Origin of the sequence: Rhizobium sp. N324, assembly GCF_001664485.1 — a bacterium.
In the GTDB taxonomy this organism is placed as follows: Bacteria; Pseudomonadota; Alphaproteobacteria; order Rhizobiales; family Rhizobiaceae; genus Rhizobium.
In genome coordinates, this window is the sequence record NZ_CP013635.1 from 312,389 (window position 1) to 331,289 (window position 18,901).

Here is an 18,901-nt window from a genome sequence, read left to right on the forward strand (position 1 = left end):
GCTCTCTTGGAGGAAGAGGAGGGGTTGATGTTGGCTAGGCTGTTGTCACGTGTGCGCATTCAGACGCAGGTGATGGTGTTCATCGCGCCGTTCGTCTTGAGCATCATGGCCGTCGGCGCCATGGGCTTTTATGCATCGAGCCTGCTTCAGGGGCGGATGGATATTTCCAACTCCGTCCTGCAGTCCTTGAGCGGCTTTCGCAATCTATCTGCCGCGATGGCCGAATTCCTCGCCAATGCGACGCAGGAAAACAGAGACGCCGTCACCGCCAAGCTTACCGATCAGCGCGCTCTTCTGAAATCCGGCCTCGACAGGCTCGCCGCGGATCGCAGCGGCGAGCAGGAGCTGGAACAGGCGCTCTCTTCCATCGACGGAATTTCGACACGCATGGACTCGCTGTGGCAGCTTCAAGAAAGCCGGACGGCACTCCTTGCCGACCTCCAGAAAGCGCAGAGCGTCGTAGTGTCGTCCCAGACGGATATCGTCGAGGGCTCCAAGGTTCTCCAGCGTGCGGCCGACCTGCAAGAAGACGAGTCTCGCAACACGCTGGGCGACGCAGGGCGCATTTCGGATTTCGCGTCCTTCACCCAATCGCTGAACGACAAGGCCCAGGCCGGCGGCCCGATCGGTGGCGCGGATCTCGACGAACTCGCCCGGCAACAGCGCATCGTCGGAATGGCGCTTGGCGGCGAGGCGCCGGACGCCAAAAAAGCGATCGACGATACCATCGCGGCCCTGAAGCCGCTTGTCGAAGCTTCCGGCCAGGCCGAGGAGCGCGTCGCCGGCCTTCGGGATGCGACGGCCCAGATCATCGGCAGGCTGCCCGAATTGCAGGTCGTCGCCACGCGGCGGTTGAAGGCCGTGACGGATAAGGCGGCCGAAACGGCCAAGACGGTCGAGCGTGCCAAGACCAGCCAGAGAGACGGTCAGAAGCTGACGACCTCGGCATATGTGATCCAGATCGTCCTGGCGAAGCTGACGCTCGCCCCGACGGACGCCAATCTCCAGCGGCTTTCGCAGGAAATCACCGCTGTCAGAAAAGGGCTGGATATGTTGATTTCGAATGCCGGCGGCGTTGCACAATTCGATAATCTCAAACCGAAGCTTCTGCCGGCACTTGATAAGATGCAGAAGGCCGCGACCGATCTCGTCCGCATCAGTGCGCAGCGCCAGGACGAATTCCGCGCCGCCGCCGCCGACGTCGACCGGATGTGGTCGCAGCTGACGGCTTTCGCCGAAATGCAGCGGCAGAACGCTGCCGAAGAGCGCACCGATGCCAATTCCATGTCATTGGGAACGACGATCCTCGGCGTGGTGATCGCAATCCTTGCCGGCGTCGGGCTGACCGTCACGCTCAAGGGCCCGATCAACCAGATCACCTCGGCCATGCGGCGGCTTGCAGACGGCAAGCTTGAAACCTCGATCGTCGGCGAGACCCGGGCCGATGAAATCGGCGATATGGCCCGCGCGCTCGGCGTCTTCAAGAACAATGCCATCGCCAAGGTCGAGATCGAGGAGCGCAGCGAGATCGAACGGGCGAAGGCCGAGGAAGAAAGGCATCGCAACGACGAGGAAAAACGTGCCGTCGAACAGCAGATCGATTTCGCGGTGACGGCCTTGGCCGAAGGACTCGGGCGCCTGGCGCGGGGCGATATTTCACAGACGATCACGTCGCCCTTCTTCGGCCGGCTGGAGCAGCTTCGCAACGATTTCAATGCGTCGCTGCTTCGCCTGCAGGAAACGATCGATCAGATCCGCACCAACACCCGGATGATCGAAGGCAATGCCGGCCAGATGGATCTGTCGGCGAGCAACCTTGCAAAGCGCACCGAACAGCAGGCCGTCGCACTTGAGGAAATCGCCGCGGCTATCGAAGAGATCACCACCACGGTTCGTTCGTCCGCGGCCTGCGCCGACGATGCCCGTCAGATCATCACCGACACCAAAGAGACGGCCGATTCCTCATCCGAGGTCGTGGCCAGCGCCATCGAGGCGATGGGCAAGATCGAGGCGGCGTCGGACGAGATCGTGCAAATCATCGGCGTCATCGATGAGATCGCATTCCAGACGAACCTGCTCGCGCTCAATGCCGGCATCGAAGCGGCCCGCGCCGGCGAGGCTGGAAAAGGCTTTGCGGTCGTGGCTCAGGAGGTGCGCGATCTCGCCCAGCGCTCCGCCGAGGCAGGGCAAAGGATCAAACAGCTGATCGGGCGCTCGCGGGCGGAGATTACCAACGGGGCGCGGGTCGTGCGCGAAACGAGCGAAGTCCTCGAAAGCATTTCCGCGAAAGTGGTCACCGCCTCCGAGCAGATGGACGTCATCGCCCGGTCGAGCCGGGAGCAATACAACGCGCTGCACGAAGTCAATTCCTCCGTCAACCGGATGGATCAGATGACGCAACAGAACGCGGCCATGGTCGAGGAAACAAGCGCGGCGACGAAGGAACTTGCCGACGAGACGAAGACGCTCCTGCAGCTGATCGACCAATTCCAATTGGATGAAACAGAGACGCGTCGTGTGAACGCAGCGTAGAGGGGCTCGCGCTGCTTCGTAGCCGCTTAGCCTCTGATGGGCGGGCGGGTCAGTGGCGACTGTAGAGCGGCGGCATCACCTCTTCATCCGAGAGCCCGGGGTAGAGCCGCCGGCGTGTACGATCGAGCGCTTCCGCCTCCTTGCGCTTCCGTTCCAGGAGTACGGCCGTGACGTCTTTATAGGGAGCGCCATCCTTCAAGGCGACGCGGACGATTCCGCCCTGCGAGAGGAAGTCGCAGAACGATCGCACCGAGCGAAGACGTGTCGTAATCTCGATATAGCGGTCGTCATGTCCAGGCATGCTCGCCTCCTTAAGACGTAAGATGTCACGAACACTTCGGCAAGAAGATGACGCTGGTGTCATGACGGCCCCAGACCCGATCGGCCATATGCGGAAGCCGGTTCCCAGTGCGCAAACAGGTGCAGATTTCGCTTGGAGCTTTGGGCGTCATCCTCTGGCGAATTTCCGGTTCATGGCGGCAGCGACCAAGGGCAGCGCCGTGGTCGCGACGGTCCCGAGGGGCAGTCGCCTGACACCCCGGGTGACGACGAATGCTGCAGCCATCGCGCCGGCGAGCTTCAGCCACGGCTGATTGCCGAGCTGGGCATGGGCACTGGCATCGGCCCATCGGACGTTTTCAGTGACGACGGTCGCAGTCTGGTCTCTTATCACATGAAGGCGGGCCCGGAGGTTTTCGAGCTCCTCCCTCAGCTCCCGCAACCGACTTTCCAGAACATGCTCCTGCGAGACCACGAACGGTTCCTCGATATAGGCTTCGACCGGAATAGGAGCATCCCGGCCAAGCGTGGCAAGGTAGGCCTCGTATTCGGCCTCGCTCGTAAACCCCTCACGCCGGATCAGCTCCGGATTGATGTTCGTCGCCTCTCCGGTCGCCATCCGTGCGCCGACATCGTCGTGTCTCTGTTCCGCGCCGACACCGGCGGGCTCGTCCTTAAACATGATACGTCTCCCGTTGTTTCCTCGGCAGAACGCTCGATGGCTCTATTTGATCCATCACGGCCGCGACGCGCTGAAACGCTCCGGCCGAAACTCCGCCAGCAGCGGATGACGCCGTCCGGTGGCGATCTCGTCGGCCAGCAGTTCGCCGGCGATCAGGCCGAGGGTGGCACCACTATGGCTGAAGGCGACGAAATAACCCCAGATCGACGGCAGCTCGCCGAAAACCGGTTCGCCATCACCCGGAATGGGCTTCGGGCCGACCCCATAATCGTCGATCTCGAGCGTCGGGTTGCCTTCGAGAACTTTTGACGCCTCGCGCAGTAGCCCGTCCAGCGTCGATTGTCTGACCTCATAACTGCCGTCCGGCTTCACTCCGACCTCTTCCTCGGACCAGGCGGAATCGAGCGCGAGACCGCCATTGGGCATGGGCCGGATGGCGACGCGGGGGGTGTTGAGCACGGCCTTTAGCGAATGCCGGGCCGGCTTGGTCCTGACGAGAAGGGCGACCGGCGTTGCATCGTCGATATGCTGGCCGACTTCGGCGACGATTGCCGGAACGTCGGCGCCCGCGGCAAGCAGCACAGACTCCGCGTCCCACCGCCTGCCGTCCGCCGTGCTCACGCCGCAGACGCGGGCGCCGTCGACGTCAATCGTCGCACGGCCGGCATCCGTCACGACCTCGCCGCTGAGCGAACGGAATTCCTCGGCCAGAAGGCCGATCAACGAGGGAAGATCGACCCAGCCTTCCCCGGGATTGAAGATCGCGCCCTGCGGCGTCACCGCGCCGGCGTCGACGCCGGACGTCGCGCCGGCAATGTTTTCCTGGGTCAGCCATTGCGCGTGATAGCCGAGGTCGCGCTCGAAGTCGAAGACCTCGGCGATCTCGTTGCCGGCGTCATCGGCATCCCAGGTCAGGCCGCCGTCGAAGCGGAGCCAGGGCGCATCCGGATACCGGGCAGCCAGGGTGCGATAGCGGTCGATGCCGGCGAGGCGCAGCCGGTGATAGGCATCGGAGCGTTTCCGGGCCGAATTGAGCCAGGCGAGCGAACGGCCGGAGGCGCCATTGGCCAGCGGCCCGTCGCTGACGAGCACGGTGGCAATCCCGAGGCGAGCGAGATGGACAGCCGTCGAGACGCCGAATATGCCGCCACCGATGACGACGACCTTCGAAGGTTTTGGGGAAGCATTCATATCGATACCTTGTTTCCTGCACTGTCGAACGAATTCCATGCGTCCGTCGTCAGAACCGGCGGCGCATGCCTCACGTCAGGGGCTAGAGAACTTCCGCAAGGAAGCGCTTCAGCCGCTCGCTTTTGGGATTGTCGAAGATCTGCTGCGGACAGCCGGCCTCGACGATGCGGCCTTCATCCATGAAGACCACCTGATCGGCAACCTTCCGCGCAAATCCCATTTCATGCGTCACGACGGCCATGGTCATGCCCTGGCGGCCGAGGGCCGCCATCAGGTCGAGAACACCCTTGACCAATTCGGGATCGAGCGCACTCGTCACCTCATCGAACAGGATCAACTCCGGATCCATGGCGAGAGCACGCGCGATGGCGACGCGCTGCTGCTGCCCGCCCGATAGCCCTGCCGGGCGATGATCCCTGCGCTCGGCAAGGCCGACTTCGGCCAACCGCGCCTCGGCGATGCGGCGCGCCTCCTGCCGCGGCATCCTCTTGATCTTCGTCAAGGAAAGCATGACGTTCTCAAGTGCTGTATGGTCAGGAAACAGGTTGAAGTGCTGGAAGACCATCCCCACCCGCCGGCGCAACCGTTCCGGTTTCATGGCCAGAATGCTGTCGCCATCGAGCAGGATGTCGCCGCCTTTCGGTTCCACCAGCCTATTCATGCAGCGCAGCAGCGTCGATTTTCCTGAGCCGGAAGGGCCGATGATGCAGGTGACGGTCCCGGCGGCGATGTCGAGGTCGACACCCTTGAGCACGTCGAGATCGCCATAGGCCATGCTCAGATCCCGGATGTTCAGGGCGCCTCCCTTGAAGCGCGGTTCCGTCTCCCCGGCGGATTTGGCCGCGGGCGGTGGACCGGCAGCGGCCTGCAACTCGCTCACCTCAACCAGACCGCTTGCAACACCCGCGCCTCGGCCTTGTTTTCCCAACCGCAGTCTCGCATCGATGTAGTTGACTAGATGGGTGAGCGGCACGGTGATGACGAGATAGAAGAGGCCCGCCAGCAGCAAGGGCGACAGATTACCGGTGACGACGGCCTGATCCTGTCCGACGCGAAAGATCTCCCGCTCGGAGGCGAGCAATCCGAGGAAATAGACGAGGCTGGAATCCTTGACGTTTCCGATGAACTGGTTGACCAGCGCCGGCAGGACGCGCCGGATGCCTTGCGGGATGACGATCAGGCGCATGCCCTGCCCGTAGCTCATGCTGAGCGCTCGACAGGCCTCCATCTGGCCGCGCTCGACGCTTTGGATGCCCGACCGGAAAATCTCGCCAATATAGGCTCCGGCGATCAGGCTGAGCGCCAGGATGCCGAGCGGGAATGGCGACGGACCGAAGATCTCCCGTCCGATCCGGGCAAAACCCTGACCGATGATCAGGATCGTGACGATCGCCGGCAGCCCGCGGAAGATATCGGTGTAGATCCGCGCCGGCAGCCGCAGCCAGCGAGACTGCGAGATGCCCATTACGGCGAGAGCCATACCGATGACGACGCCGAGCACGGTCGAGGCGGCGGCCAGGATCAGCGTATTCTTCAGGCCGACGCTGATCATGCTTGGCAGCACTTCCGCCATGGCCTCCCAATCCAGGAAGCTGCGGCGCAGATTTTCAAGCCAGTTCATCGAGATCCCCATCGAGGCCCTTGCCGGGCATGACGCCGTCCGCCGCAGCGGACGGCTGGCGGGCTTACTTCTTGGGAAGATACTGGTCCGGCATCGGCGAACCCGGGAACCATTTCTCGTAGAGGGTCTTCCAGGTGCCATCCTGCATTGCGTCGTGAAGGGCGCCGTTCAGCGCCGTGCGGAAGGCGTCATTTCCCTTACGGATCACGAAGCCCGCCGGCGCATCGAAGGACGGGATGTTGACCGCAACCTTCAGAGCGGGATAGCGCTCGCCATATTGTTTGGCAGCCTCGTAGTCGAGAAAATGCGCATCGACCGTGCCGTTGTTGAGGGCGGCGACGGCCGAATTGTTGTCGGGGAATTTCACCAGATCGGTCTCTCCGAAATTCTTGGCCGCATAGACTTCCTGCAAGGTGCCCTGGACGACGCCGAGACGCTTGCCCTTGAGGCCGTCGGCATCCTTGATGCCGGCATCCGCGGTTAGGACCGAGAGGTAACCGGCAAGATAGCCGTCGGAAAAGTCGACGGTCTTCTTGCGGGCTTCGGTGGTTCCGATCGCCGCAACGGCAACATCGAACCGTTCGTTTGCCACCGACGGCAGCAGCGCTGAAAATTCCTGACCCGTAAACGTCACCTTGTCTTTAGGAAAGCCGAGGCGGGAGACGACGTTGAGAAACAGCTCGATATCGAAACCGGTGAACTGGCCATCCGCCGTCGCAAACGTATAGGGCTTGGAATCGCCCATCGTGCCGACGCTGATCACCCCGGCCTCAATGAGCTTATAGGGATTGTCGGCAGCAACCGTAGCGCCTGCCCCCATCGCAAGAAGGCACGTCAGAATGCCGGCCCGCAATGACGCAAGGGTGGCCGCAAATGATCGAAAAGGCTTCATCGTCGTTCTCCGCTCTGAAAGGAATGCTCTTGTCGGCATATCGTTTCGCCCCCGCCCCACCGCGCATCAGCGGCAGAGCGTTGTGGACCAGATACCGGTCTCCCATACAAAGAGACCGGTCTCATGACATATTTGATATCGGTCAATTGACCGGTCGTCAACAACTCTTGTAGTGCTCGATTCATGGAAGATTCCGCTCACCCGAAACGGTCCGTCACGGTCGCCGACGTCGCCAAGGCCGCCAAGGTCTCGAAGGCGACGGCCGCGCGCGTGCTTGGCGGCTATGGCGTGGTCAGCGACACGATCAAGCATCAGGTGATGGCGGCGGCGGCGGCGCTCGAATACCGCCCGAACGAGCTTGCCCGGAGCATGAGCACCGGACGATCCGGCATCATCGGCGTCGTTGTCGGCGACATCGAGAACGCTTTCTTCAGCCTGGCGGTGCGCGGCATCAGCGATGCGGCCCGCCTCGCGGGCTTCAACGTCATCATCGCCAATTCGGGCGAACATCTCGATGCGGAAAGATCGGCTGTCGACCTACTGATCGGCAAGCGCGTCGATGGCCTGATTGTCACGCCGGCCCGCTGCGACCGCCTCGATCACCTGCAGCACGTCCGGCGCGCCGGCGTGCCGCTGGTGCTGTTCGACCGAACTATCCCGGAACTCGATGTCGACTCCGTGACCGGCGACGACCGGGAGGCGGCCCTCAGCGCGACCCGATATATGATCGGCCAAGGACATCGCCGCCTCGCCTATGTCTCCGCCATGGACGCCGACAAAGACGGGCTTACCGATATCGCACTTATCTCGAATTCCGCCGTGCGCGAACGCGTCGAAGGCTTCGCCTGCGCCCTGACCGAGGCGGGTTTGTCAAACCCTCTCCATTCCGTCAGGCTCGGCGCCACGGACCAGCATCAGACGGACGCTGTGATCAATCGCCTGCTCTCGGAAATATCGCCGCCGACGGCGCTGTTGGCATCTGACAGCCTGGTCGGCTTGCGCATTTTCAAGTCGCTGCAATCGCTCGGCCTGTCGATCCCACACGATGTCTCGATGATTTCCTTTCTGGACGCCGACTGGACCAGCGTCACCGTCCCACCTATCACCATCGTCGACCAGCGCGTCTACGAACTGGGCAAACTCGCCGGTGAACGGCTCGTCGCCCGCATCGAACGCACCCCTCTCGCCGTGGAACGTCTACGCGTCGCCACCAGCCTCGTCGTGCGCGGCTCCGTTGCGATGATCGGCCGGTGAGATCCTGTCTAAAGCCGACATGCTCTAATCATAAAGCTCGCCATGACCGATCTGCCCTTGCCGAGCAGAAGTATCGCTGATGATGGGGTCGTCGGCCGGATCGGGATCTTTCTTATTGGCATCGCTTAGAAACTGCGCGGCCTCGAGCAGCGCCGCGGTGATCTCTTCGGTTGCCCATCCGGCTTCATTGGCGGCTGCAATCACCTCTTGCAACGCGTCGCGCGCGGCATCGGTCGCCTCTTTGAAGCGTTGCACTGGCGCTTCGGTTTTCGGCTGCGGAAAGGTCATCATCATTCCCTCCGTTAGGTCTGGCTATTGGAGAAAAACGCAGCCCGCGGGAAATGGATGCACGATTATCCCGATTTCGGTGACGATCTTCAGCCTCAGATGACCGTCTGAAGCAGAAACGGAGAGCGTTCCAGCGGACGCTGCGCAAGAATCCTCAACATCGCCGGGCCTTGTATGCCGGTCGTCGTCGTAGAGCGGCCGTCGTGATAGACCACCGTCATGACGCGGCTGAGGCTGTCGTACCTGATCTGCGCGATCGTGCGTGTGTGAACCGGAAAGATGAATTCATGGGGCTGAGACTTTCGCCTGGAGCGCTTCGAGGTCATCGTGATGCTCCGTCAACATAGTGGCAGCACTCACCCCGCCGTTCCCAGCTCAGGATACGCGTGATAGTCGACAACACATCCCTCATCGAGTGCCTCCAATGCGCTCAGAAATAGACCAACCGACCGAACGGGTCGGTTCCGGCAATCGAACCGGCGACCTCCAGGTCGGAGACTTGGCCTCACACTACAGATGCCGATCAAGCATATATTGTTTCCACGGTCGCGTGACATCGGCGTGACATGCAGATCACGGCTCGAATACCTGCCCGGAACGGGCTTGGCGAAGTGTCAGTTCTCGCGGAGAACCGCCAGCCCATCAATGCAATGTTCTCTGTATCCCATGGGCGCAGGCGGCCTGCGGCCAGCATTCGACGCTGCGCGCGAGCGACCGAATGGCTTCATCCACGACGAAAACCGCATCCCCGAGCCGTTCGATCTCGTAATGGAGTTCGGAGAACTCGACTTCATCGAGCCCCTCACCGTCCAGCAGCCGTCTGCTGGCCTCGATCAGGCGCTCCGTGCGCCCGACAATATCAAGAGCACTTCGTATGATGATGTCGAGCATGCAGTTGCCCTCGCTTGAATAACCAAGTTTCGGGCATAATCGGAATGCTGACAATCCCGAAATCTTGTCAGATGCGCGCGCGGAACGTGTCGTAGAAATCCCTGACCTCGCGCAGCGCCGATTGATGGCGGCGGCGTGGCAGAGAGGCCCGGCGACCGGCGAAGGCGAAGGCAGCCGCGACGGCGGCAACGAGAAGAAGCGTCGAGGCCGGATAGAGCTTCACGACCGCTTCCGTCCGACGCATCGCTTTCCCGGCACCGCCCTTTACCGATCGGACGCCATCGAGGATCTGCTGCTGCAGCGAGTCGATCTGCTGTCGCAGCGCGCTCAACTCCTCACGCAAGTCCTGATCAGCCTGTCGGGGAACGCCGACGGAGGCCGTGTTGACATCGATGACGGCTTTCGGCACAGGCTCGCCGATCTTGGCTCCCTTGGTCTCGAGGGTGGCCGTCTCATTGCTCTTGCGTCGCGGCATGATCAATTCTCCTTCCCAAACCTCAAATCACCCTGTTTTAGTCGTCATCGAGCGAGAAGACCGGTCGATAGTGGCGCTCCGCAATCAGCAAGCTGCGATCAGGTCGGATGATGTAAATTTCCTCGACCTGGCGTCCCCATTGATCGGTAAAGCTGTGCGGGAAAGAAGACCCTATGGGCGATTTCGTCAACTTCGTGCGAGGCTGACCATTGTAGGTAATGCTGCCGGGGATAGGGGCCAGTCCCGCCGACGCGTAATTGCCTACGCCGGTCATGCAGCCCGTCAGAATAACGGCAAAGGCCAGCCCAAATCCCATGCTCCGTTTCATCGCACCTCCAGCCGTTCCGTCCGTTGCGCGTCACTCGCCCCATCACTCGCCAATGTAACAGGAGACGACAGAGATTGTTCCAGAATCGGATGGAAACGTCGGAATAACTGCCCCTTAGCGGGGCGTGGTCCGTGCAAAGTCAGCCCTGCCCCCTCAGGCCGACGACGTCAGGAATCGGCAAACCCAGCATCTCGGCGTGTTTACAGAGCCTGTCCCAAGGCACTTCGCCGACCGGCACGCCTTCCTCCAACGCCGAGCGGCGCTTTCGGGCTGCGCTGTCGCCCGGCATGCGGACAGGGCCGTTGTTCCAGGGCGCGGAAGGGTTGCTGCGGCATGCGGAGGCGAGAAAATCGGACTGCGTGGTAAAGGCATCCAGCCCGGCGAAAAAGGCGGGGTCGATGATTTGAAGAAAGGCGCTTTGCGAAAACACACCGGGCGGGGCGTTCGCCCGTCCCTTGCCGGAAAGCCCCTGCCCCAGCAACTCGACGATCAGCCCGAGCCCAAAGCCCTTATGTCCCTTCAGCCGGCCACCGAGCGGCATCATCGTCCCGCCGCGCTCGGTCACCTCGCGTGGATCATCGGTCGGCTCGCCTGCGGCGGTGAAAGCCCAGGCCTCGGGGAATTTTTCGCCGGCCTTCGCCAAGTTTTGCGTCATCGTCGTGGTGGTGATCGAAGCCGAGACGTCGATCAGGATCGGATCTCCGGATGTCGGGAAGCCGGCCGCCATCGGATTCGGCGTCAGAAGCGGTTTCGTGCCGCCATAGGGCGCGACGCGGCTTGCCGCGGGATGCGACACCGACAGCTCCACGATCAGCCCCTGCTCGGTAACCTGCCGCATGAAGGCTGACAGAGCGCAGGTATGATGGCAGTTTCGGATTGCCGCGGTGACGACGCCATGATCGCGAACACGTTCGCAGGCCTGGTCGATCGCCTTGGTCAAAAGCCATGCGCCGGGCAAGGATTTGCCGTCCCAGACAAAGGCCGCGCCGCGATCATTGACCACTTCATAGCTGCCGGACTTCGCCAGCGAACCGTCTTCCAATGCTTCGACATACCAGTTCAGAAGGCTGACGCCATGCGTTTCATGGCCGATCATGTCGCCCTCCACCAGGACGGCGGCCGTTGTTTCGGCCTTGTCGGCCTCCATCCCGGCGCCGGTCAATATCTGCTCGGCGAATTGGGTCAGGGCAATGCGGTCAATCAGCGGCATAGGCATCCATCCGTCATGTCATGGAAGGCGCGGGCCATTCAGGAAAGGGGCCCGCGCTTCAATCGGCAAACCAGCTTACTTGAAGCGGATCTGCGACAGCTGCAGTTCGGAATTCGTCGCGATCGTCGGCTTGAAGTCGAGACGCGGCGAAACGCGGGTGAAGCCGACCATATGAAACATCGGGATATCGGCGATGATATCGGTGTTCACCTTGGCGAAAAGCTCCTTCCAGAGTTTCGTGCGCTCCTCGCCGGTGGCTGAGGTCGCCTTGGCGATGAGGGCGTCCACCGCTGGATCCCGAACCATGGAGTGAGAACCGTCTGTCGCGTATTTCACGAAGGCGGTGAAGACGGGATCGCCGGTCGCATTGTCGTGCTGCGACTGGGTCAATGTCGGACCGGAATCGGCGACGAAGGGTGCAACGAAATAGCCGTTCCACACGGAAACGTCGTACATGTCGAGCTTGACGTTCAAACCGACGTCCTGAAGCATGGCCATCATCGCTTCCATCGCTTCGGTGGCGTTGGGATATTGCCCATTGCGACCGATGATGCGGATCTGTTGATCGACCGGGACGCCGTCGGCTTTCGCCGCCTTGACCAATTCCTTTGCTTTTTCGGGATCATAAGGCCAGGCGGGGATATCGGCATTGTAGCCGATCGTTGTGGGGACGACGAGCTGCGTGGCGATCTTCGCCTGTTCGGGAAACAGCGTTCCGAGCATGGCCTGACGATCGATAGCGAGGTTCATCGCTTCGCGTATGCGCCGGTCGTTGAGCGGCGCTGCGCGCGTATCGATGCGCAGCGATGTCGTCTCCGAATTCGGATAGGCGAAATCGGTTTCCTTGTTGGTGGCATCCTGCACCGATACGGCCGGAACGATGTCGGCTTCGCCGGCATCGACCATGGCCGCTGCGACCGCACTGTCTGAGCGGAACAGATAGGTCGCCTGCTCCACTTGCGGCTTCTCCCCCCAATAGTCCGGATTGCGCTTCAGCACGATAGACTGGCCAATCTCCCATTTGTCGAAGGTATAGGGGCCGGTGCCGATCGGCTTGCGGGTGAATTCGTCTGCCGGTGTCGCTTCGGCCGACTCCACGGCCATCACCGTCATCAGCAGCGGAAGGATCGGCTGGGCCGGTTTTGTCGTAATGCGGATCGTGTTGGCATCCGGCGTCTCGAAGCTGAATTCCGTGCCGCCGAAATATTTGCCGCCGGTTTCACAGCTGAGCTTCTTGTTCTTGTTGCGCTCGATCGTGAACTGGACATCTTTGGCGGTGAACGGCTTGCCATCGTGCCATTTGACATTCGGGCGCAGCTTGAACTCCCAGGTGTCGTCGTCGATCTTCGACCATTCCGTCGCCAGGCGGGGTTTGAGACCACCATTGACGTAGTCGAATTCGACCAGCATCTCGTTGACGTTCTCAGAAATGACCCGGCCGACGTCCTGGCGCGCGGCCATGCAGGGCTCGACGACATCGACGGTTTCCGCGAGCACGACGGTGACGTTGCTCTTGGCATCGTCAGCGTGAACCGAGCCAGCGCTCAGCCCGATCATCGCGGTTGAAAAACAGGCAACGACCAAATGCAGTTTCATTTCGTTCTCCTCCCATGCGCCGGCGGCGCTCTTTACGGCGAATCTTCGTCCTATCTCCGGTGATCCGGCCTTCGCCTCCTCTTTGCGAAAAGCCATTCTAATACACAAGAGCACTAATATACTAGTTAAGCGGAGCGATCAAGCGCAGCACGCGGAACACGGGCGCCAACGCTGTCCGAAACGCTCGATTTCTAGCCGGCCGAAGCAATCGATCCACGCATCGTCTCGACCTCACCGTCGGTAAGATCGGTCAGTGGCGGACCCTTTGGCTCGTGCCTCGAGCCGGCGAATGATCTCGCGACGTTCCGTCGCGGTGATCAATTGCTTCTTCCTCGGCTTCAGTTGCGCAGATCGAGGGGCAACAGGCCGGCGGGGAAATTCTGGTAGGCGACGGGGCGCAGAAACCGGCGGATCGACATGGTGCCGACGCTGGTCGCGCCGAAATTGGTCGAGGCCGGATAGGGGCCGCCATGCACCATGGAATCGACAACCTCGACGCCGGTCGGGAAGCCATTAATCAGCAACCTGCCCGCCTTCCTTTCGAGGATCGGCAGCAGGTCGCGGGCCAGGCCAAGATCGGCGTCTTCCATTTGGATCGTCGCGGTCAACTGCCCCTGGAAGCTTTCGGCAAGGGAGAGCATCTCTTCCGGCGAGCCGACGCGCACCACCAGACCGAGAGAACCGAACACCTCTTCGCTGAGCGAATGATCGGCAAGCCAGGCCGAGCCATTGGTCTCGAACAGATTCGGGGCGGCGTCACGACCGGCGCTCTTTACAGAAAGAACCGGCGCGACGGCATTGCTCCCCCGCATACGCTCGACACCGTCGTGATAGGCGGCGGCGATGCCTTGGGTCAGCATCGTCTGCGGCGCCACCTTTTCAAGAGCCGCCTTGGCAGCGCCGGTAAACCTGTCCGCCTCCGGCCCATCGACGACGACGGCAATACCGGGTTTGGTGCAGAACTGGCCGGCGCCCAGCGTCAGCGAGCCGGCCCAGCCGGAACCGATCGCCTCAGCCCGGGCGGCGGTCGCGGCCGGCAGCAGGAACATCGGATTGACGCTGCCGAGCTCCCCGAAAAAGGGAATCGGTTCGGGGCGCTGGGCGCAAAGGTCAAAAAGCGCACGGCCGCCGACAAGCGACCCGGTAAAGCCGACCGCCTTGATGGCGGGATGCGTCACCAGAGCCGTGCCGACATCGCGGCGCCCGCCCTGGATCAGGCTGAAGACGCCAGCCGGCATTCCGGTGCGCTCGATCGCAGCTGCGACCGCCTCGGCAATAATCTCACCGGTGCCGGGATGGGCCGAATGTCCTTTGACCACGACAGGGCAGCCGGCGGCAAGCGCGGCTGCCGTGTCGCCGCCGGCCGTCGAAAATGCCAGCGGAAAATTCGAGGCGCCGAAAACGGCGACCGGGCCGATCGGCCGCTGCACCAGGCGGATTTCAGGCCGCGGCGCCGGCTGCCGATCGGGCTGCGCCGCATCGGTGCGGGCATCAAGATGCGCGCCTTTGCGGATATGCTCGGCAAACAGCTTGAGCTGGCCCGTGGTGCGGGCGCGCTCACCGTTGAGCCGGCCCTCGGGGAGCCCGGTTTCCTCGGTTCCGATCAGGGTGACCGCCGCGCCGCGCCTGTCGATTTCCTCGGCGATCGTCTCGAGGAAAATGGCGCGCGCCTCGCTTGTCTTTGATGAAAAGGCCGCAAAAGCGGCTTCGGCAGCGCGGCAGGCGCGGTCGACCAGTTCCGTCGTACCGACAGCGAAGTCATGTGCCGGGCCATGCGCCGGCTCGGAGCGAAACGTCGTCGTCCCGGCAATCCACTCGCCGGCGATGAGATGCCTGCCTGAGGGTGTCCAGCTCATTATTATCCTCCTCGGCGGAGTTCTGCTCCGTCCTTGTGCGGTGATCCGTTGTTCAAGCTCCCGGCTTTAGCGGCTGTTCACCTTCCGCCATTCGGCAAAGAGCGTCAGATTGCTCTCATCGGTGGCTGGGTAGAGACCGATGATCGTATGCCCCTGCTTGACGCGCTCCGTGACGAAATCCTCGTAAGCGGTCATCTCCACCGCTTCGTCGGCGATCTCGTCGGCGATCTCGGCCGGGATGACGATCACGCTGTCGTCGTCGCCGACCATGATGTCGCCCGGGAAGACCGCCACGTCCCCGCAGCCGATCGGCACGTTGATGTCGATCGCTTCGTGCAGCGTGAGGTTGGTCGGGCTGGAGGGACGATGATGATAGGCGGGAATATCAAGGCCGCCGATGGTCATGGCGTCGCGGAAGCCGCCGTCGGTCACGACGCCGGCCCCGCCGCGCATCATCAGGCGGGTAATCAATATGTCGCCGGCCGACGCCGCCCGCGGGTCCTTGCGGCTGTCCATCACCAGAACATGGCCTTCGGGGCAGGTCTCGATGGCAAGCCGCTGCGGGTGTTTGGGGTTCCGAAACACGTTCATCGCATTGCGGTCCTCGCGCGCCGGCATGTAGCGCAGCGTGAAGGCCGGTCCCACCATATTGCGGCCTTTCGGCTGCACCGGCCGGACATCCTGGACCGTCTGATTTCTCAGGCCGCGCTTGAACAGCGCCGAGCAGAGCGTCGCGACCGAAACACCCATCAGCTTTTCACGGGTTGCGGGGTTCATATTTCCATCTCCTCGTTCGAATTCAGCCGCCGAAGCTGCGCGTTTCCACGGTCCAGTCGCGGGCTTTGCCCGTCAGGCTGCAGCCAAGCCCCGGACGGGCGGGCACGATCATCCGGCCATCCCTAATGTCGAGCTGTTCGTTGAACAGCGGCGCCAGCCAGTCGAAATGCTCTACCCATGGCTCGTGCGCATAGGCGGCCGCCAGGTGCAGATGGATTTCCATGGCGAAATGCGGTGCCAGCCGCATGCGTTTCGCCTCGGCTTGCGTGCAGATTCGCAGAAAGGGCGTAATGCCGCCGACCCGTGGTGCATCCGGCTGAATGAAGTCGACCGCATCGGCGCGGATCAGGGCCATATGTTCGTCGGCGCTGGCCAACATCTCGCCGGTAGCGATCGGCGTGGCCAGTTCGCGCGCCAGTGCGGCATGGCCTTCGGCGTCATAGGCATCGAGTGGCTCTTCGATCCATTCGAGATTGAGCGGCTCGACCAGCCGGCCGAAGCGCAACGCCGTCGTGCGGTCCCATTGCTGGTTGGCATCGACCATCAGCGGCACCCGGCCGTCGATATGGCTGGTCACGGCATCAAGCCGGCGAAGGTCGACCATCGGGTCCGGCTGCCCGACCTTGATCTTGATGCCGCCGATACCGGCGGCGATCGAGTGATCAATGGCATCGCGGATTTCCTCGACGCTCGACGACAGGAAGCCGCCCGACGTGTTGTAGCAGGCGACGCTGTCGCGATGGGCGCCAAGCAGTTTCGCCAGCGGCAGGCCGGCCCGTTTCGCCTTCAGGTCCCAGAGGCAGATGTCGATGGCGGCAATGGCCTGCGTCGCAATGCCGGAACGGCCGACCGAGGCTCCGGCCCAGCAGAGCTTGTCCCATATGCGCGCGGTATCGCTGGGATCTTCGCCGATCAGGTTGTCGGCAATCTCGCAGGCATGGGCATAAAGAGCCGGTCCGCCTGCCCGCTTCGAGTAACTGAAACCGAGACCGCTATGGCCCGCCTCGGAGACGATCTCGCAAAACAGAAACGCCACCTCCGTCAGCGGCTTCTGCCGGCCGGTCAAAACCTTGGCGTCGCTGATCGGCCGCGCCAACGGCAGATAGGTAAGCGACAGGGTGACCGAACGGATGGCGTCCAGCTTGGCCGGACCGGCTGCAAAGCCAGCCTTGGGCGGTTGCGCGGGGATCGTGCGTCGATTGGGATCAAACATCATGGTGCCTCAGTTGATGGCCGGTTCAGGCGTCTTGCCACCGAATTCCGTCGTCAGGAAGTCGAAGTCGCAGCCTTTGTCCGCCTGCTCGATATGCTTGGAGAACATAAAGCCGTAACCGCGCTCATAATGCCTTGTCGGCGCCACCCAGGCGGCACGCCGCGCGGCGATTTCCTCTTCGGAAACCAGCATATTGAGACTGCGTGCCGGAATGTCGAGCTCGACCATGTCCCCAGTTTTCAGCAAAGCCAGCGGCCCGCCGATGTAGGATTCCGGCGCGGCGTGCAGCACGCAGGCACCGAAACTGGTTCCGGACATGCGGGCATCCGAGATGCGCACCATGTCGCGCAGGCCGAGCTTCAACAGCGCCTTCGGCATCGGGATCATGCCCCATTCGGGCATGCCGGGTCCGCCCTGCGGGCCGGCATTGCGCAGCACCAGCACCGTATCGGGCGTCAGTGGATAATCGGGATCGTCGATGATCTTCTTCATCTCCGCATAGCTGTCGGCGACCAGCGCCGGGCCGCGATGGCGGTGGAACTTCGGGTCGCAGGCGGCCGGCTTGATGACAGCGCCGTCGGGACACAGGTTGCCCTTGAGCACTGCCAGCGAACCCTCGTGATAGACCGGGTTCGATAATGGCCGGATAACGTCGTCATTGTAGATCTTCACCTGGTCGAGGGCGTCCACCAAGGGTTTGCCGGTGACGGTGATCGCGGTTGGATTGAGCTTATCTCCAAGCTGCCGCATCAGCGCCCGCAAGCCGCCCGCATAAAAGAAATCCTCCATCAGGTAGGTCGAACCGGACGGCCGGATATTGGCAAGAACCGGCGTCGTGCGGCCGATGCGATCGAGGTCATCGAGCTCCAGCGGCACGCCTGCGCGCCGCGCCATGGCGATCAGATGGATGATCGCATTGGTGGAGCAGCCGGTCGCCATGGCGACGGTGACGGCATTGTCGACGGAGGCCGGCGTGATGATCTTGTCCGGCGTCAGATCCTCCCAGACCATATCGACGATGCGGCGGCCGCAGGCCGCCGACATCCGCTGGTGGTTGGCGTCGGCCGCCGGAATCGAGGAAGCGCCCGGCAGCGTCAAACCCATAGCCTCGGCGATCGCCGTCATCGTCGACGCCGTGCCCATGGTCATGCAATGGCCGTAACTACGGGCAATTCCGCCTTCGATGCCCTGCCACTCCTCCTTGGTGATCGTGCCGGCACGCCGCTCGTCCCAATATTTGAAACCATCGGTCCCGGAGCCGAGCGTCTTGCCGGCATAGTTGCCCCGGAGCATCGGGCCGGCCGGCAGATAAACAAAGGGAATGCCCATGCTGACCGCCCCCATGACAAGGCCGGGTGTCGTCTTGTCGCAGCCGCCCATCAGAACGGCGCCGTCGACAGGATGGCTCCGCAACAACTCCTCGGTCTCCATCGCCAGCATGTTGCGATAGAGCATGGTGGTCGGCTTGACGAAGTTTTCCGAAAGGGAAAGCGCAGGCAGCTCCATCGGAAACCCGCCCGCCTGAAGAATGCCCCGCTTGACCCATTCGGCGCGTTCGCGGAAATGCATGTGGCACGGCTGGGCATCGGACCAGGTGTTGATGACGGCAATGATCGGCTTTCCCTGCCAATCCTCCGGCGCATAGCCCATCTGCATGGTCCGCGACCGGTGACCGAACGAGCGCTGATCATCCGGCAGCATCCATCGGGCCGACCGCAGTTGCTCGTAAGTTTTCCTAGCGGTCACGGCTTTCTCCCACCTTTTTGCGCGCTCATTTACGCGCCTTCGTTCAACTGATATTTTAGTTTCCCATATA

At 62.4% G+C, this 18,901-nt stretch carries 18 protein-coding genes; 2 read left to right on the forward strand and 16 right to left on the reverse strand.

Annotated elements, in window-relative coordinates; all coding sequences use genetic code 11:
* Window positions 1–27: 27 nt before the first annotated feature.
* Entirely contained in the window at window positions 28–2,532 is a 2,505-nt protein-coding gene (locus tag AMK05_RS36065; protein ID WP_082935807.1) for a methyl-accepting chemotaxis protein, read from the forward strand.
* Between the two features lie 49 nt (window positions 2,533–2,581).
* Here AMK05_RS36065 and AMK05_RS31450 read toward each other — a convergent pair whose 3' ends face one another.
* The 5 genes from AMK05_RS31450 to AMK05_RS31470 all read right to left on the reverse strand — a co-directional run bounded on the left by AMK05_RS31450 (window position 2,582) and on the right by AMK05_RS31470 (window position 7,197).
* Entirely contained in the window at window positions 2,582–2,833 is a 252-nt protein-coding gene (locus AMK05_RS31450) for a hypothetical protein (protein WP_064844248.1), read from the reverse strand.
* A 147-nt stretch (window positions 2,834–2,980) separates the two neighbouring features.
* Window positions 2,981–3,493, reverse strand: coding sequence for a hypothetical protein (locus AMK05_RS31455; protein WP_064844251.1), 513 nt, complete (start codon window positions 3,491–3,493; stop codon window positions 2,981–2,983).
* A gap of 54 nt (window positions 3,494–3,547) precedes the next feature.
* A complete protein-coding gene (locus AMK05_RS31460; RefSeq protein ID WP_064844253.1) occupies window positions 3,548–4,684 on the reverse strand; it encodes an NAD(P)/FAD-dependent oxidoreductase in 1,137 nt (378 codons plus the stop codon).
* Window positions 4,685–4,766: 82 nt separating this feature from the next.
* A complete protein-coding gene (locus AMK05_RS36070; protein WP_064844996.1) occupies window positions 4,767–6,305 on the reverse strand; it encodes an amino acid ABC transporter permease/ATP-binding protein in 1,539 nt (512 codons plus the stop codon).
* 64 nt (window positions 6,306–6,369) lie between these two features.
* Entirely contained in the window at window positions 6,370–7,197 is an 828-nt protein-coding gene (locus tag AMK05_RS31470) for an ABC transporter substrate-binding protein (protein ID WP_064844256.1), read from the reverse strand.
* Window positions 7,198–7,380: 183 nt separating this feature from the next.
* Here AMK05_RS31470 and AMK05_RS31475 point away from each other — a divergent pair, with 183 nt between their 5' ends.
* Complete coding sequence (locus tag AMK05_RS31475) at window positions 7,381–8,451, forward strand: LacI family DNA-binding transcriptional regulator (protein ID WP_064844258.1); 1,071 nt, start codon at window positions 7,381–7,383, stop codon at window positions 8,449–8,451.
* 24 nt (window positions 8,452–8,475) lie between these two features.
* Here AMK05_RS31475 and AMK05_RS31480 read toward each other — a convergent pair whose 3' ends face one another.
* From AMK05_RS31480 to araD, 11 genes are all read right to left on the reverse strand, one after another.
* Window positions 8,476–8,739: a hypothetical protein gene (locus tag AMK05_RS31480; protein WP_064844998.1), complete on the reverse strand. Its 264-nt coding sequence runs from the start codon at window positions 8,737–8,739 to the stop codon at window positions 8,476–8,478.
* Window positions 8,740–8,834: 95 nt separating this feature from the next.
* Entirely contained in the window at window positions 8,835–9,065 is a 231-nt protein-coding gene (locus tag AMK05_RS31485) for a hypothetical protein (protein ID WP_064844260.1), read from the reverse strand.
* A 316-nt stretch (window positions 9,066–9,381) separates the two neighbouring features.
* On the reverse strand, window positions 9,382–9,630 hold the full coding sequence (locus AMK05_RS31490) for a hypothetical protein (RefSeq protein WP_064844262.1): 249 nt from the start codon (window positions 9,628–9,630) through the stop codon (window positions 9,382–9,384).
* A 67-nt stretch (window positions 9,631–9,697) separates the two neighbouring features.
* The gene (locus tag AMK05_RS31495) at window positions 9,698–10,105 is read right to left on the reverse strand and encodes a hypothetical protein (RefSeq protein WP_064844264.1); all 408 of its coding nucleotides are present in this window, start codon (window positions 10,103–10,105) and stop codon (window positions 9,698–9,700) included.
* A 37-nt stretch (window positions 10,106–10,142) separates the two neighbouring features.
* Window positions 10,143–10,433 (reverse strand): hypothetical protein, encoded by a 291-nt coding sequence (locus AMK05_RS31500; RefSeq protein WP_064844266.1) that lies wholly within the window; start codon window positions 10,431–10,433, stop codon window positions 10,143–10,145.
* A gap of 139 nt (window positions 10,434–10,572) precedes the next feature.
* Window positions 10,573–11,649, reverse strand: a complete 1,077-nt coding sequence (locus tag AMK05_RS31505) for an Ldh family oxidoreductase (RefSeq protein ID WP_171899890.1) — start codon at window positions 11,647–11,649, stop codon at window positions 10,573–10,575.
* Window positions 11,650–11,718: 69 nt separating this feature from the next.
* On the reverse strand, window positions 11,719–13,239 hold the full coding sequence (locus AMK05_RS31510; protein WP_064844271.1) for an ABC transporter substrate-binding protein: 1,521 nt from the start codon (window positions 13,237–13,239) through the stop codon (window positions 11,719–11,721).
* Between the two features lie 338 nt (window positions 13,240–13,577).
* Window positions 13,578–15,095, reverse strand: a complete 1,518-nt coding sequence (locus AMK05_RS31515) for an aldehyde dehydrogenase (NADP(+)) (protein WP_064844273.1) — start codon at window positions 15,093–15,095, stop codon at window positions 13,578–13,580.
* 66 nt (window positions 15,096–15,161) lie between these two features.
* Window positions 15,162–15,872, reverse strand: coding sequence for a ribonuclease activity regulator RraA (locus tag AMK05_RS31520; RefSeq protein WP_064844275.1), 711 nt, complete (start codon window positions 15,870–15,872; stop codon window positions 15,162–15,164).
* A 22-nt stretch (window positions 15,873–15,894) separates the two neighbouring features.
* Window positions 15,895–17,085 (reverse strand): L-talarate/galactarate dehydratase, encoded by a 1,191-nt coding sequence (locus AMK05_RS31525; protein WP_064845000.1) that lies wholly within the window; start codon window positions 17,083–17,085, stop codon window positions 15,895–15,897.
* Between the two features lie 9 nt (window positions 17,086–17,094).
* Window positions 17,095–18,831, reverse strand: a complete 1,737-nt coding sequence (gene araD, locus AMK05_RS31530; protein ID WP_064844277.1) for an L-arabinonate dehydratase — start codon at window positions 18,829–18,831, stop codon at window positions 17,095–17,097.
* Window positions 18,832–18,901 lie beyond the last annotated feature (70 nt).